This window comes from Caulobacter sp. GW821-FHT09H08 (assembly GCF_059415885.1).
Map to the genome: position 1 here is coordinate 727392 of NZ_JBWKOC010000002.1, position 13750 is coordinate 741141.

Annotated in this window: 12 protein-coding genes; 4 read left to right on the forward strand and 8 right to left on the reverse strand. The window is 68.3% G+C overall.

The window, feature by feature from the left end:
• Positions 1 to 77 precede the first annotated feature (77 nt).
• The 6 genes from AC07NN_RS08435 to dusB form a co-directional block, all read right to left on the reverse strand.
• Positions 78 to 941 carry a D-amino-acid transaminase gene (locus tag AC07NN_RS08435; RefSeq protein ID WP_494639480.1) on the reverse strand — a complete coding sequence of 288 codons (864 nt, stop codon included), beginning with the start codon at positions 939 to 941 and terminating at the stop codon, positions 78 to 80.
• Entirely contained in the window at positions 942 to 2330 is a 1389-nt protein-coding gene (gene ntrX, locus AC07NN_RS08440; protein ID WP_494639482.1) for a nitrogen assimilation response regulator NtrX, read from the reverse strand.
• Positions 2327 to 4570, reverse strand: a complete 2244-nt coding sequence (locus tag AC07NN_RS08445) for a sensor histidine kinase NtrY-like (RefSeq protein ID WP_494639484.1) — start codon at positions 4568 to 4570, stop codon at positions 2327 to 2329. The genes ntrX and AC07NN_RS08445 overlap by 4 nt, the downstream gene beginning before the upstream one ends.
• 72 nt (positions 4571 to 4642) lie before the next feature.
• Positions 4643 to 6064, reverse strand: a complete 1422-nt coding sequence (locus AC07NN_RS08450; RefSeq protein WP_494639486.1) for a sigma 54-interacting transcriptional regulator — start codon at positions 6062 to 6064, stop codon at positions 4643 to 4645.
• A gap of 2 nt (positions 6065 to 6066) precedes the next feature.
• A complete protein-coding gene (locus tag AC07NN_RS08455; RefSeq protein ID WP_494639488.1) occupies positions 6067 to 7212 on the reverse strand; it encodes a two-component system sensor histidine kinase NtrB in 1146 nt (381 codons plus the stop codon).
• A complete protein-coding gene (gene dusB, locus AC07NN_RS08460) occupies positions 7209 to 8216 on the reverse strand; it encodes a tRNA dihydrouridine synthase DusB (RefSeq protein ID WP_494639490.1) in 1008 nt (335 codons plus the stop codon). The genes AC07NN_RS08455 and dusB overlap by 4 nt, the downstream gene beginning before the upstream one ends.
• A 99-nt stretch (positions 8217 to 8315) precedes the next feature.
• On the opposite strand from dusB, the gene AC07NN_RS08465 reads away from it, so the two are divergent.
• The 3 genes from AC07NN_RS08465 to AC07NN_RS08475 are packed head-to-tail and all read left to right on the forward strand — an operon-like array spanning position 8316 to position 11107.
• Positions 8316 to 9464: a bifunctional 2-C-methyl-D-erythritol 4-phosphate cytidylyltransferase/2-C-methyl-D-erythritol 2,4-cyclodiphosphate synthase gene (locus AC07NN_RS08465; protein WP_494639492.1), complete on the forward strand. Its 1149-nt coding sequence runs from the start codon at positions 8316 to 8318 to the stop codon at positions 9462 to 9464.
• 36 nt (positions 9465 to 9500) lie between these two features.
• Positions 9501 to 9992 (forward strand): CinA family protein, encoded by a 492-nt coding sequence (locus AC07NN_RS08470; protein WP_494639498.1) that lies wholly within the window; start codon positions 9501 to 9503, stop codon positions 9990 to 9992.
• On the forward strand, positions 9992 to 11107 hold the full coding sequence (locus AC07NN_RS08475) for an FUSC family protein (protein ID WP_494639503.1): 1116 nt from the start codon (positions 9992 to 9994) through the stop codon (positions 11105 to 11107). The genes AC07NN_RS08470 and AC07NN_RS08475 overlap by 1 nt, the downstream gene beginning before the upstream one ends.
• Here the strand turns inward: AC07NN_RS08475 and AC07NN_RS08480 are convergent.
• Together AC07NN_RS08480 and lipA are read right to left on the reverse strand one after the other, a co-directional pair.
• On the reverse strand, positions 11104 to 11556 hold the full coding sequence (locus AC07NN_RS08480) for a type II toxin-antitoxin system RatA family toxin (protein ID WP_494639507.1): 453 nt from the start codon (positions 11554 to 11556) through the stop codon (positions 11104 to 11106). The genes AC07NN_RS08475 and AC07NN_RS08480 overlap by 4 nt on opposite strands.
• Before the next feature lie 5 nt (positions 11557 to 11561).
• Complete coding sequence (gene lipA / locus AC07NN_RS08485) at positions 11562 to 12539, reverse strand: lipoyl synthase (protein ID WP_494639512.1); 978 nt, start codon at positions 12537 to 12539, stop codon at positions 11562 to 11564.
• An 83-nt stretch (positions 12540 to 12622) separates the two neighbouring features.
• On the opposite strand from lipA, the gene AC07NN_RS08490 reads away from it, so the two are divergent.
• Entirely contained in the window at positions 12623 to 13684 is a 1062-nt protein-coding gene (locus AC07NN_RS08490; protein ID WP_494639516.1) for an alpha/beta fold hydrolase, read from the forward strand.
• Positions 13685 to 13750: the final 66 nt, after the last annotated feature.

Genomic DNA, 13750 nt, shown 5'->3' on the forward strand with positions numbered 1-13750 from the left:
AAAGCGACACGCCCTCAGCGAAAAATTCCGCATGCTCGCCCGACATAAAGTCGCGCCGGTCGGATATTGATCCGATCTCAGACGGCTTTCTGTCGAGCGCGCTCGATATAGGAGCGCCGGAGGTTGTTCGCCACCGGTCCCGGCTTGCCGTCCCCAAGTTTTACGCCGTCGACCTCGATGATCGGGGTCACCAGCGAACCGGCGCCGGTGATGAAGGCCTCCTTGGCGGCCTGGGCCTCGGCGATCGTGAACGGCTTTTCGCTGATCGGCAGGCCGCTTTCGCGGATCACTTCCAGGAGGGTCGAACGGGTGATGCCACGCAGGATGTTGGCGTTGGTGTCCCGGGTGCGCAGCACGCCCTCGGCGTCGATGATCCAGGCGTTGGACGACGCGCCCTCGGTGACCAGGCCCATGTCGTCGACGAACCAGGCCTCGATCGCGCCGCGCTCGCGGGCGGCCTGCTTGGCCAGGGCGTTGGGCAGGAGGCCGATCGACTTGATGTCGCAACGGCCCCAGCGGTTCTCTGGGACCGAGATGACCGAGGCGCCCTTTTCGGCCTTCGCGTTGGTGGCGGCGCGATCCAGCGACTTGGCGGTGATCACGATCGACGGGGGCACGGCCGGGTTCGGGAAGGCATGGTCGCGACGCGCCACGCCGCGTGTCACCTGGATGTAGCAAAGCCCTTCGCGGACCTTGTTCCGACGGACCGCCTCACGCAGGACGATGGTCAGGGCCGCCTCGCTCATCGGATGGGCGATGCGCAGCTCGTCGAGGCTGCGCCACAGGCGGGTGAAGTGCCCCTCGGCGTCCGCCAGCTTGCCGTCGAACACCGACCAGACCTCGTAGACGCCGTCTGCCAGCTGGTAACCGCGATCCTCGATGTGGACGGCGGCCTCGCCGTGGCGGACGAACTGGCCGTTCACATAGGCGAAACGCGACATCTACTCTTCCTCTTCCGCCCGGGCGCTGGCCACACCCAGGGACTTCAGCTTGCGGTGCAGCGCCGAACGCTCCATGCCGATGAAATTGGCGGTGCGCGAGATATTGCCGCCGAACCGCAGGATCTGGGCGTTCAGGTACTCGCGCTCGAACAGCTCGCGAGCCTCGCGCAGCGGCAGGGCGATGATCCGCTCGGCTCCGATGGCGCCCGCGTTACCTGCGCTAGGCTGATCCGCCCCCGACAGCATCTCGGCGGTGATGACCTCGCCGGGCTCGCCCGAGGCCAGGATCAGCATGCGTTCGACGTTGTTGCGCAGCTGTCGGACATTGCCCGGCCAGGTCTGAACCTGCAGCGTGGCAAGGGCGTCCTCGCCCAAGCGGCGGCGCGCCAAGCCCGTAGCCTCGGCGATCCGCTCGACGAAGAAGTTGATCAGCTCCGGGATGTCCTCTCGGCGCTCGGCCAGGCCCGGCACCCGCACCGGCACCACGTTCAGGCGGTGGAACAGGTCTTCGCGGAAGCGGCCGGCGGCGATCTCGTCGCGCAGGTCGCGCGAGGTCGAGGAGATGACCCGCACGTCGACCTGAACGTCGTTGTCGCCACCTACGCGGCGGAAACGCTGCTCGACCAGGACCCGCAGGATGCGCCCCTGCGTCTCGCGCGGCATGTCGGCCACTTCGTCCAGATAGAGCGTGCCGCCGTGAGCGCGTTCGAACACGCCGATCTTGCGCGGACGACCGCCCTCGCCTTCCTCGCCGAACAGTTCGACGTCCAGACGCTCCGGCGTCATGCCGGCGGCGCTGACGGCCACGAATTCCTGCTTGGTGCGGGTGCTGGCGCCGTGGATCAGGCGGGCGACCAGTTCCTTGCCGGCGCCGGGCGGGCCCGAAACCAGGACGCGGCTGTTGGCCGGCGCGACTTTCAGGATCAGCTGGCGCAGGGCCTGGGCCGGCGCCGATTTGCCGATCAGGCCGTCAGGCGCGAGCGTCTGGGTCCGCAGGCGACGGTTTTCGCGACGCAGCCCGGCCGCCTCAAGCGCCCGCTCGACGATCAGCAGCAAGCGATCCGACTTGAAGGGCTTTTCCAGGAACTCGTAGGCGCCGCGCTTGATGGCGCTGACGGCCGTCTCGATGTTGCCGTGGCCCGAGATCATGATCACCGGCAGGTCGGCATCCAGCGCCTTGACCATGTCCAGCAGTTCGAGGCCGTCCATGCCGCCGCCCTGCATCCAGATATCCAGGACAAGCAGGGCGGGCTTGCGCGCGCGGATCGCGGCCAAGGCCTGGTCGGAATCGGCGGCCGTGCGCACCGCATAGCCCTCATCCTCCAGGATTCCGGCCACCAGTTCGCGGATGTCGGCTTCGTCATCCACCACAAGAACGTCGGCGCTCATATCATCTCCTCAACGCCACTGGGCGCCGCGGCGGTTAGCCGCGCGGTCGTCGGAAACTTCAGGATCACGCGGGCTCCGGGAAGCTCGCGTGCGTCGGTGAGGGCCAGGCTGCCGCCGTGGTCCTCCATGATCCGCTTGACGATGGCCAGGCCAAGGCCTGTGCCCTTCTCGCGGGTCGTCACATAGGGCTCGGTCAGGCGGTCGCGATCCTTGGCGGGCAGGCCCACGCCATTGTCCTCGACCGTCACGCAGAGTTCGTTTTCATCCGAGGCCAGAATCGCGGTGATCCGGCCCGGCAGTTCAGGCTCGGCCTGACGCCGCGCGCCAACGGCCTCGCCGGCGTTCTTGAGGATATTGGTCAGCACCTGGCCGATCATCCGCTCGTCGCAGGTGATCCAGACATCCTCGACGGCGCGCGCGTCCAACTTCACCTCGATCTCGGCGTCCTGGAACTTCTGCGCGAAGACGGCTTGGCGCAGCATCTCGGTCAGGTTGGCCGGCTCGAAGCGCGGCGCAGGCATCCGGGCAAAGGCCGAGAACTCGTCGACCATCCGGCCGATGTCCCCCACCTGACGGATGATCGTGTCCGTGCAGCGGTCGAAGGTCTCCAAGTCGCTGGCGATCTCCTTGCGATACTTGCGACGCAGGCGCTCAGCCGAGAGCTGGATCGGGGTGAGCGGGTTCTTGATCTCGTGGGCGATCCGGCGCGCGACGTCCTTCCAGGCCGCGTTGCGCTGGGCGGCCATCAGGCGGGTGATGTCGTCGAAGGTCAGAACCAGGCCTTCGGCCACATGGCCGGCCGCGCGGACGCGCAGACGCCGGGTCTCGCCCTCGCGCTGGATGTCGACCTCGACGTCGGTGTCGGGACGGCTCTCCTGAAGCGCGACCATGACAGTCTCGAACTCCGGCGCGAGCTGGATCAGGTCCACGCCCAGGGCGCCGTCCGGCAAGCCCAGCAGGGTCACGGCGCGGCGATTGACGGCCGAGACGCGCCCGAGTTCGTCCAAGCTGACCACCCCCGCGCTGACGCCCGACAGCACGGTCTCGATGAACTGTCGCCGACCTTCCGCGTCGAGACTGGCCGCCTTCAGCGCCGCCTGCTGCAGTTGCAGCTCGCTGGTCATCATGTTGAAGGCGTTGGACAGCGCGCGAATTTCCTCAGGACCCGTGTCGGCCTCGACCCGGGCGTCCAGGTCGCCGCCGGAGACGCGACCCGCAGCCTCGACGAGGCCCGCGACGGGGCCGGCGATCGAGTTGGCCGCCGCGATGCCGACCCAGATCGCCGCGACCAGCACCAGCAGCGCCGTCTCCAGGTAGCTGAGGCCGAAGATCGCCTGGATGCGGCCGCGACTGCGCTCGGCGTCGCGATAGGACACCAGCGCGTCCTGGGTCTCGATCAAGTGGTTCAGGATGCCCTTCTCGATCGGACGGACCACATAGAGATAGGCGTCCGGAAACGCCTTCAGCCGGTAGAGGGCGCGGAACAGGTCGGCGGACACGAACCGCTGGGCGGTGACCTCGCCACTGTCGGTGGCCTCGTAGCTGGAGGGCGGCGGCGCCAGGAAGGGCGGCGCGTCTCGCAACTCCGCGCGGGCCAGGATACGGCCGTCACGGTCGAGCACATAGGCGGCGGCGAAACCGGCGTCCTTGGTCTCCTCGGCCAGGTAGTGCCCGAAGGCCACCGGCGAGTGCGCCAAGGCCGGCGCGGCCTCGTTCACGCGACCGGCCATCGGCCCGATGTGCTCGGAAATGTACTTGGTCTGCTGCTCGACATACGAGTTGGCGACCTTGGCCGAATTGCCGACCACGGTCTGGACGCGTTGGCTGAACCAGCCGTCGACGCCCCGATTGACCAGCACGCCGAAGAACAGTGCGACGATCACGGCGGGCGCTACGGCGGCCAGCGAGAACAGGCCCACGAAGCGCAGGTGCAGACGAGCGCCGGCGTCGCTGGCTCGGGCGTCGATCAGATCGTAGAGGCGCAGCCCCACCACGGTGGCCACGCCCAGGATCAGCACGAGATTGAAGCTGAGCACGACCAGGATGACCGTGCTGGCGGTGCTGATGGAGTCGGTCTTGGGCGGCGACGAGGCCAGGGCGACGCCCGCCACCGTCAGAATCACGGCCAGGGCGTAGCCGCCGCCGGTCAGATAGCGCGACCGCAGAAGGTCCCGCCACCAGGCCCGGCTGAACCGGGTCGGCGGGCTTTCCGATCCCGTCGCGTAAGCCACTGAAGACATCGCCGTGGAGTTTAGGACTGTGTGTCCCAAATTCAACAGCTATGTGCTGAGAAAGCTTCAGCCTTGAAGGTGCTAGCGACGTCCGCGGGTCATCTCCACACCCAGATCCTGGATCTTCTTGCGCAGCGTATTGCGGTTCAGGCCGAGGATTTCAGCCGCCCGCACCTGATTGCCGCGGGTCGCCGACAGGGTCAGCTGGATCAGCGGACGCTCCACCTCCTCCAGGATCCGGTCGTACAGGCCCGCCGGCGGCACGCCATCGGGCTGATCGGCGAAGTGCGAGGCCAGGTGGCGCTCGACCAGGGTCGCCAGCGTGACTGGCCCCTCTTCCGAGCGAACGGCCGGCGCGTGATCCTGCAGTTCCCGATCGACGATGCGGGCGGTGATCAGCTCCTCGGCATAGAGGGCGCACATCCGGCGCATCAGGTTTTCCAGCTCGCGGACATTGCCCGGCCACGGATGGCTGCGCAAACGATCCAGGGCGCCCTGATCGATGGTCTTGGCCGGCAAGCCTTCGCGAGCCGCGCGCAGCAGGAAGGTGCGGGCCAGGTCCGGAATGTCCTCGGCGCGATCACGCAGCGGCGGCAGACGCACCGGGGCGACGTTGAGACGGAAGAACAGGTCCTCTCGGAACAGACCCTGCTGGATCAGGCCACGCAGATCGCGGTTGGTGGCGGCGATGATCCGCACGTTCGGGCGGCGGCCGGTCTTGGGATTGATCACCGGCTCGGTGCCGTCGATCACGCGCAGCAAGCGGGTCTGGGCGTCCAGCGGCATGTCGCCGATCTCGTCCAGGAACAGGGTGCCGCCGTCGGCTTCGACGAGGCGGCCGTTGTCGCCGTCGCCGCGCCCGAACAGCTCGACCTCGACCCGCTCGCGCGGCACGGCGGCCAGGTTCAGCACCACGAACTTGCCGTCGCGGCGGCGACCCAGTTCGTGCAGGGCGCGGGCGACCAGTTCCTTGCCGGTGCCGCTTTCGCCCAGGATCAGGACCGTGAGGTCCGCGCCCACCAGGCGGGCGATGGTGCGGTAGACCTCTTGCATCGGCGCCGAGCGACCGATCAGCGGCAGGCGCTCGTCACGCATGGCCCGGGCCTGGGCCTTGGAGGCCTCGGCGTCGGCCGGACGCGACAAGGCGCGGCGGGCGGCGGCGGTGACGTCGTCCAGGTCGAAGGGCTTGGAGACATATTCGAACGCGCCCGCGTCGGCGGCGTTGACCGCCGTCAGCAGGGTGTTCTGGGCGCTCATCACGATGATCGGCAGCTTGGGCCGTTCCTTGCGGATGCGCGGCAGCACGTCGAAGACGTTCTCGTCCGGCATCATCACGTCGGTGACGACCAGATCGCCCTCCCCGTCCGTAACCCACTTCAGCAGCGTCGTGGCGTTGCCCGTGGCGCGGACCTGATAGCCAAGCCGGGTGAAGGCCTGGCTGAGCACCAGACGCACCGAGCTGTCGTCGTCGGCGATCAGGATCTTCTTGCTCGCGGCGTTCATGCTCAGGCGTCTCCGAAGGCGGTTTGACTGTTCACGTTTTCTGGGGCGCCAATTTGGGGCGCAACAGGCAGCAGCACCCGGAAGGTGGTGCGGCCCGGCTCGGACTCGAAATCGATCAGACCGCCATGGGCGGTGACGAGCTTGGTGACCAGCGCCAGGCCCAGGCCCGTGCCGTTGGCCTTGGTGGTCACGAAGGGCTGGAACAGATGGTCGCGCAGGCTCGCCGGCACGCCGGGGCCGTTGTCGGTCACCTTGACCTCGATCGGCGCGCCGCTGACCGATTTGCCGTCGGCGCCGCGCACCCGCACGCCCGGACGCCAGGCGGTATGGATCGAGATCGTCCCCATGTCGTCGCCGCGCATGTGAGCGGCCTCGGCGGCGTTCTTGGTCAGGTTCAGGAAGATCTGGATCAGGTGATCTTCGTCGCCCCAGACCGGCGGCAGCGAAGGATCGTAGCTTTCCTTCATCTGCAACCCGTCGGCGACGCCATTGGCGGTCAGGGCCCGCACGCGGTCCAGGACCTGGTGGATATTGACCGGTTCACGCGGAGTCGGGACTTCGTCGGAGAAGGCCTCCATCCGGTCGACGAGGCGCCGGATACGGTCGGTCTCGTCGACGATCAGCTGGGCCAGGGGCTGGTCGACGGCGCTGGCCCCGGTCTTCAGCAACTGCGCCGCGCCACGGATGCCGGCCAGCGGGTTCTTGATCTCGTGCGCCAGCATCTTGCCCAGGCCCACGACCGATCGCAGGCCGGCGGCGTCGGCGGCCTTGTCGATCCCCAGGACGCCCTTCACGTGCAGGGTCAGCAATACCGAGCCGTCGCCCAGCGGTGCGGCTGCGCCGTCGGCCTCGAACGGCGGCTGCCCGAAGAGGTTGACCTCGACGCCATGCTCGCGGACCAGAGCCCCCTCGAACACGGCGCGATCCAGCAGCGAGACCAGCACCGAACCCGGCGGCAGGGCGGCGCGGAAGCGGCCACGGGCCAGCAGCGACAGGCCGTGACCGAAGAGCGCCTCGGCCGCTTCATTGACCGCTACCAGCCCGCCATCGCGGTCGACCACAAGAGCCGGCTCCGGACTGAGGTCGAAGGCGGCGGCCTTCAGGGCCTCTGGGGTGACACCACCCAGGGCTCGGGCGCGGTCGGTCATGCGGCTAGTCTCCCGCCCGCAAGCCAAAGGTCGCTGAGAGCGGCCTCCACGATGGCGGGATCTTCGATACGGCACAGGGTAGAGCGAGCTTCCCGACGCGCCTCGGCCGTCTCCGGCCAGGGCGCGGCCTCGATGTACGAGGCCAGGTGCTTGCGGAACATTTTCAGGCCCAGACGCTCGCCATAGAACTCGAGGCTGCGCCGGAAGTGGGTGAGCGCGATGGCCAGGCGTTCCTCGGCCTCGGGTTCGGCGAAGCCGCGACCTTCGAGGGCGGCCTCGATGGCGCCGGCGATCCACGGGCGGCCATACACGCCTCGGCCGATCATGACGCCGTCGGCGCCGGACTGCTCCAGGGCCGTACGGGCGCTGTCGCCGTCGATGATGTCGCCATTGACCAGGACCGGCACCGAGACGGCCTGCTTCACAGCCGCGACGGCGGTCCAGTCGGCGACGCCCTTGTAGAACTGGCTTCGCGTGCGGCCGTGCACCGTGATCGCCTTGGCGCCGACCGCTTCGGCACGGCGCGCGATGTCGGGTGCATTGCGCAGATTGTCGTCCCAGCCCAGCCGCATCTTGACGGTGACGGGAATATCGACGGCCTCGACCGCCGCACGGACCAGGGCTTCGGCCAGGTCGGGCTCGCGCATGATGGCCGAGCCCGATTGCTGGCCGGCGGACACTTCCTTGGCGGGGCAACCGAAGTTCAGGTCGACGATCTGGGCGCCGGCGTCGGCAGCCATGCGAGCGCCCTTGGCCATCAGGCCCGGATCGCGCCCGACCAGTTGGACCACCATCAGCGGCAGCCCTTCGCCCACGGCCGCGCGGCGCACGACATCGGGCCGCCCTCGCGCGAACTCGGCGCAAGCCACCATTTCCGTTGCCACGTAAGGCGCGCCGAGCGCCGTGGCGGTTTCTCTGAAGGGCAGGTCCGAGACCCCGGTCATGGGTGCGATCCACACCCGACCAAGAACTTCGACGCCGCCGACCTCGAGCGTATTGCTCATTTTGTAATCATCCCCGTAGCCGTCTTTTTAGGCACATTGTGCGGCGCAGTAAAGCCCGGATCGACTGGACTTCGGTGGCGGTCGGACTAAACAGCCGCCATGACCTTTTCAGCCGTGATCGTCGCCGCCGGCTCCGGAACCCGGGCTGGACCGGGCCAGGCCAAGCAGTGGCGGCCCGTGGCTGGCAAGCCGGTGCTGCGCTGGTCGGTCGAGGCCTTCCTAGCCGCCGGCGCGGCGGAAGTCGTGATCGTAACGACCGAAGACGGCGAAAAGGTGCTTCCCGAAGCGCTCGCGGGACTCGGCCACTGGCGCGCGGCGCGCGGCGGCGCGACTCGGGCGCTCTCGGTTCAATCGGGTCTTGCCGCCCTCGCCCATCGCCCCGAGGACGAGCCGGTCCTGATCCACGACGCCGCCCGACCGTTCCTGACCGGCGTGACCATCGACGGCGTCCTGAAAGCGCTAGAAAGCGCCGACGCCGCCCTCCCCGCCCTGCCCGTCGCCGACACGCTGAAGCGCGCCGCGCCCGACCAGAACCCGGTGACGACCTCTCGCGAGCACCTCTGGCGGGCCCAGACGCCCCAGGCCGCTCGCCGCAACACTCTGCTGGCCGCCTACGCCGCCTGGTCCGGCAGCGAACCGACCGACGACGCCCAGGTGGTTGAGACCGCCGGCGGCCGGGTGGCCATCGCGCCGGGCGATCCCCTTCTGATGAAGCTCACCTATCCCGAGGACTTCGCCATGGCCGAACGGCTCGCCGGCGCCGCGCGCATCACCCGAGTCGGCCAAGGCTTCGACGCCCACCGCTGGGGACCGGGCGAGGAAGTCTGGTTGTGCGGTGTGGCGATCAAGCACGACGAGACCCTGATCGGCCACTCGGACGCCGACGCCGGCTTGCACGCCCTGACCGACGCCATCCTGGGCGCGATCGGCGAAGGCGACATCGGCGACCACTTCCCGCCGACCGATCCGAAATGGAAGGGCGCGGCCTCGGACCAGTTCCTGAAGCACGCCGCCGAATTCGTCACCGCCAAGGGCGGAACGATCATCAATGTCGATGTGACCCTGATCTGCGAGCGCCCCAAGATCAAACCGCACCGCCAGGCCATGCGCGAACGCTTGGCGGAGATCCTGTCCCTTCCTGTCGACCGGGTCAGCGTCAAGGCGACCACGACTGAAAAGATGGGCTTCACCGGTCGTGGCGAGGGTCTCGCGGCCTCGGCGGTCGTGGCGGTCGAGACGCCGGCCTGAACGGGCTAAGGTAAGGCCGCGAATCCGGAGACCGCGATGTTCCCGCTGGAAATCCAGACCCTGGCTAGGCTGCTGATCGACGAAGCGCGGAGCAAGTCGCTGCGGGTCGTGGCGGCCGAGAGCTGCACCGGCGGCCTGGTGGCTGGCGCGATCTGCTCGATCTCGGGGGCGTCCGACATCTTCGAGCGAGGCTTCGTCACCTACACCAACCGCGCCAAGTCCGAGATGCTGGGCGTGCCGGGCGACCTGATCGCCGACCATGGCGCCGTCTCCGAGCCCGTGGCGCGGATGATGGCCGAGGGCGCGCTGCGTGAGAGCAATAGCCATGTCGCGGTGGCGATCACTGGCGTCGCTGGCCCCGGTGGCGGCACGCCGATGAAGCCCGTCGGCACGGTCCATTTCGCTGTTGCCCGCGCCAATCGTTCGGTCGTTCACCGGCACGAGCGGTTCGAGGGCGAGACACGAGAGGCCGTGCAGTTGGCGGCGGTGAGAACCGCTCTGGAAATGCTTCGCGAGGCGGTGGCCTAGTGCCGGAGACCGCGCCCAGCGACTGGAGACGCTTCGCCGGCGTCAACCTCTCGCAGCGAGCGCTGAAGGCCGCGGCCGCCCGCAAGACCGAAATCCGCCACGCCATCCGCGTCTCCGCCGCCGTCGGCGCGGCGTTTGCCCTGGCCACGCTATTGCGTCTGCCCCAGGGCTACTGGGCGGTGTTCACGGCTGTCATCGTGGTGCAGTCCAGCCTGGGCGCGACCATCACCGCCTCGATCGAACGGTTCATGGGCACCGTCGTCGGGGCCCTGGCGGGCGCTGGGGCGGCCTATTTCCATACCAAGTGGCCCGAGTTTGGCGGGCTGATCCTGTGCGTGACCGTGGCGCTGCTGGCGTTTGTGGTCTCGGTGCGGCCGGCGCTGAAGGTGGCGCCGGTCACCGCCGTGATCATGCTGATCGGCCAGACGACCCACATGGATCCGCTGATCGCCGCCAGCTTGCGGGTCGCCGAGATCACGGTCGGCAGCCTCGTCGGCGTCGCGGCCACCCTGCTGATTTTCCCGGCTCGCGCCCACACGTCGGTGGTGACCAGCGTCCAGAAGATCGCCGGCCTGCAGGCCCATATCATCGACAGCTACATCCTCATGCTGCGCGGTACGCCGGGGCCGACCGACTACCTGAAGGCCCAGGACGACCTGCGTGCGGCGCTGGCCAAGCTGCAGACCTCCATTACCGAGGCCGATCGCGAGAACGCCAGCAAGCTCAGTGAGCGATCCGTGTCGGAGGCCATCCCCCGCACGCTCTGGCGGTTGCGCAACGACACGGTGATGGTCGGTCGCACCCTGCGCGAGCTCCTGCCCGCCGCCGACCTGGCGCCCGCAGCCGCCGATATGCTCGAAGCTAGCGCGCGGTTCCTGAGGGCCACGGCCGACCTGCTGGCCGGCGGCGCGCGGCCGGACCGCATCGCCTTCGCCGAGGCGCATCAGGCGTTCCAGACCTGCGTGGAAGGCCTGCGCGAGAAGGGCGTCACCCGCGATCTGGAATTCGATGACGCCGCGCGGGTTTTCGGCCTGGTCTTCGCGATCGAGAACCTGTTCGCCAACCTCGGCGACTTCGAGGAGCGGATCGAGGAAGTCGCTGAAAAGAAGGACTAGGCCTTCACGCCATAGACCTGCTTCGCACGGTCCTCGAAGCAGGCAATCAGCTTGTTGGCAGCCTTGTCGATATTGGCGGCCAGCATCTTGTCCAGCAAGGCGGCCTTGAAGGCGAAGTCGATCACGAACTCGACTCGCGTCACCTCGCCCTCGGCGACGAACCGCCAGCCGTTCGAGAGCCGCTTGAAGGGGCCATAGAGCAGGTTGACGTCGATGCTCAGCGCATCGCGGTCACGACGCACCCGGGTGGCGAACTTCTCGCGCAGGAACGAGAAGCCGACCTGGGCCTCGGCGTCGACCGTGCTGACGGCGCCGTCGACACGGCCGTTCCAGGTGCGCATGGCGGTGATCCACGGCACGAACTTCGGATAGGCCTCGACGTCGCCGACCAGCTCGAACAACTGCTCCGGCGCGTACGGCAGCACGCGCGTGACCACGTGACGATGCACGGCGGTTACGCCGTGCGGGCGTCGAGGGCGCGACGCGCCGCCTGCAGCTTGGCGAAGTCCTCGCCCGCATGGTGCGACGAGCGGGTCAGCGGGCTGGAGGAGACCATCAGGAAGCCCTTGGCCCGGGCGATCGCCTCATAGGCCTTGAACTCTTCCGGCGTCACGAAGCGGTCGATAGCGGCGTGCTTGCGGGTCGGCTGCAGGTATTGACCGATGGTGATGAAGTCGACGCCGGCCGAGCGCATGTCGTCCATCACCTGCATGACCTCCTCCTTGGTCTCACCCAGGCCAACCATCAGGCCGGACTTGGTGAACTGGGAGGGATCGCGCTGCTTCACGCGGTCCAGCAGGCGCAGGGAGTTGTAGTAGCGGGCGCCGGGACGGATCTTCAGATAGAGCCGCGGCACGGTTTCGAGGTTGTGGTTGAAGACGTCCGGCCTGGAGTCGATCACCACGTTCTCGGCATTGTCCTTGCGCAGGAAGTCAGGCGTCAGGATCTCGATGGTCGTGGTCGGGGTCGCCGCGCGGATGGCCGTGACCACCTCGGCGAAGTGACGGGCGCCGCCATCCAGCAGATCGTCGCGGTCCACCGAGGTGATGACGACGTGCTTGAGGCCCATCTTGGCGACGGCCTCGGCCACGCGGCGCGGCTCGTCGGGATCCAGCTGGGTCGGCAGGCCGGTGGTGACGTTGCAGAAGGCGCAGGCGCGGGTGCAGATCTCGCCCATGATCATCATGGTCGCGTGCTTCTGGCTCCAGCACTCGCCGATGTTCGGGCAGGCCGCTTCCTCGCAGACCGTGGTCAGCTTGTGCTCGCGCACGATGCCCTTGGTCTCGTTATACTGACCCGAACCCGGCGCGCGGACGCGCAGCCATTCAGGCTTGCGGAGCACCGGCGTGTCGGGGCGGTTCTGCTTTTCGGGATGGCGCACCGCTCGGTCTTCCGAGCCGCGAGCCTTCAGGGTGTCGATCACCGTGGCCATGGCGCCTAAATCGGTCTTCTTGGCCTCCGGATCAAGCGCTTGATCTTGCTTATGGGCGCGACGCGCGAAATGAGTGGTCAAGTATGCGTCGCCGCCTCCTCGCTATCGCCCTGGCCCTAAGCCCGATCGTGGCCGTTTCCGCCTGTGGCGACGGGACCTCGCGCGCGCCTTTCGCCGACACGCGGACGCCGCCCGCCCTGGGCGCCCGCTTCTATCCGCCGCAAGGCTGGGCCTGGGGTTTTGTCCGCAGCGGCGAGGGTTTGACCCAACGCTACGGCGTCGCCGCGCCGCCCGTGACGTCGCGGGCCACGGTCCTGATCCTGACCGGCTATGGCGAAAGCGCCGAGGCTTGGTTCGAGACCGTCACCCATCTCACGGCGCAGGGCTTCACGGTCTGGGTGCTGGAGCGCCAGGGCCAGGGCGGGTCCGAGCGAGCGACGCCTTGGCGCGACCTTGGCCACGTCGACAGCTTCGATCCGGACGTCGAGGTCGTACGCGCCATGATCAACGGCGTGATCCGTCCGGGGGGCAATGCGCCGCTGGTGGTGATCGGCCATTCGGAAGGCGGCCTGGTCGCCCTGCGCGCCGCCCAGAAAGGCGTGGCGATGGACGGGCTGGTCCTATCCTCGCCGGCGTTCGGCCTGACCGCTCTGCCCCGCTCCCGCGCCGATTTCGCCAGGTTCACGCCGGCGATTCGGGCCTTGAGGCTGGGCTGGATGCGTACGCCCGACCAGACCGGCTGGCGGCGCGAGGGACCGGATGGCCTCAAGTCCGGCCTCACCCACGATCCCGAACGCGGCAAGGTCCAGGCCGCGTGGATGCTGGCCAATCCCGACTTGCGCATGGGCGGCCGGAGCCTCGGCTGGTTCGCGGCCTTTTTCGACAGCTCTGAAGCGGCGGCGCAGGATATCCGGCGCACCGCGGTTCCGACCCTGATGCTGGACGCCGGCAAGGACCGCGTGGTCACGGCCGGCCCACAAACGCGCCTGTGCAAGGCCATGGCCGATTGCACGGAGACCCGCTACCGCGACGCTGGCCACGATCTGCACATGGAATCGGACGCCGTACGCCAGGCCTGGCTGACCGCGATCGTCGACTTTACCCGCGCCCGGATCGACGCCCGAACCCAGCGCCGCAAGGGCTGAAACTCACGGCTTGTGACTCTTTCTTGCAAAGCTGGACCTTCCCCGGCAGACTCGGCGTTTAACGAC

What these genes read in the sequence shown, in the direction of transcription:
- AC07NN_RS08435 (WP_494639480.1), bottom strand. Translation starts at nt 941, where the DNA reads ATGTCGCGTTTCGCCTATGTGAACGGCCAGTTCGTCCGCCACGGCGAG.
- ntrX (WP_494639482.1), bottom strand. Translation starts at nt 2,330, where the DNA reads ATGAGCGCCGACGTTCTTGTGGTGGATGACGAAGCCGACATCCGCGAA.
- AC07NN_RS08445 (WP_494639484.1), bottom strand. Translation starts at nt 4,570, where the DNA reads ATGTCTTCAGTGGCTTACGCGACGGGATCGGAAAGCCCGCCGACCCGG.
- AC07NN_RS08450 (WP_494639486.1), bottom strand. Translation starts at nt 6,064, where the DNA reads ATGAACGCCGCGAGCAAGAAGATCCTGATCGCCGACGACGACAGCTCG.
- AC07NN_RS08455 (WP_494639488.1), bottom strand. Translation starts at nt 7,212, where the DNA reads ATGACCGACCGCGCCCGAGCCCTGGGTGGTGTCACCCCAGAGGCCCTG.
- dusB (WP_494639490.1), bottom strand. Translation starts at nt 8,216, where the DNA reads ATGAGCAATACGCTCGAGGTCGGCGGCGTCGAAGTTCTTGGTCGGGTG.
- AC07NN_RS08465 (WP_494639492.1), top strand. Translation starts at nt 8,316, where the DNA reads ATGACCTTTTCAGCCGTGATCGTCGCCGCCGGCTCCGGAACCCGGGCT.
- AC07NN_RS08470 (WP_494639498.1), top strand. Translation starts at nt 9,501, where the DNA reads ATGTTCCCGCTGGAAATCCAGACCCTGGCTAGGCTGCTGATCGACGAA.
- lipA (WP_494639512.1), bottom strand. Translation starts at nt 12,539, where the DNA reads ATGGCCACGGTGATCGACACCCTGAAGGCTCGCGGCTCGGAAGACCGA.
- AC07NN_RS08490 (WP_494639516.1), top strand. Translation starts at nt 12,623, where the DNA reads ATGCGTCGCCGCCTCCTCGCTATCGCCCTGGCCCTAAGCCCGATCGTG.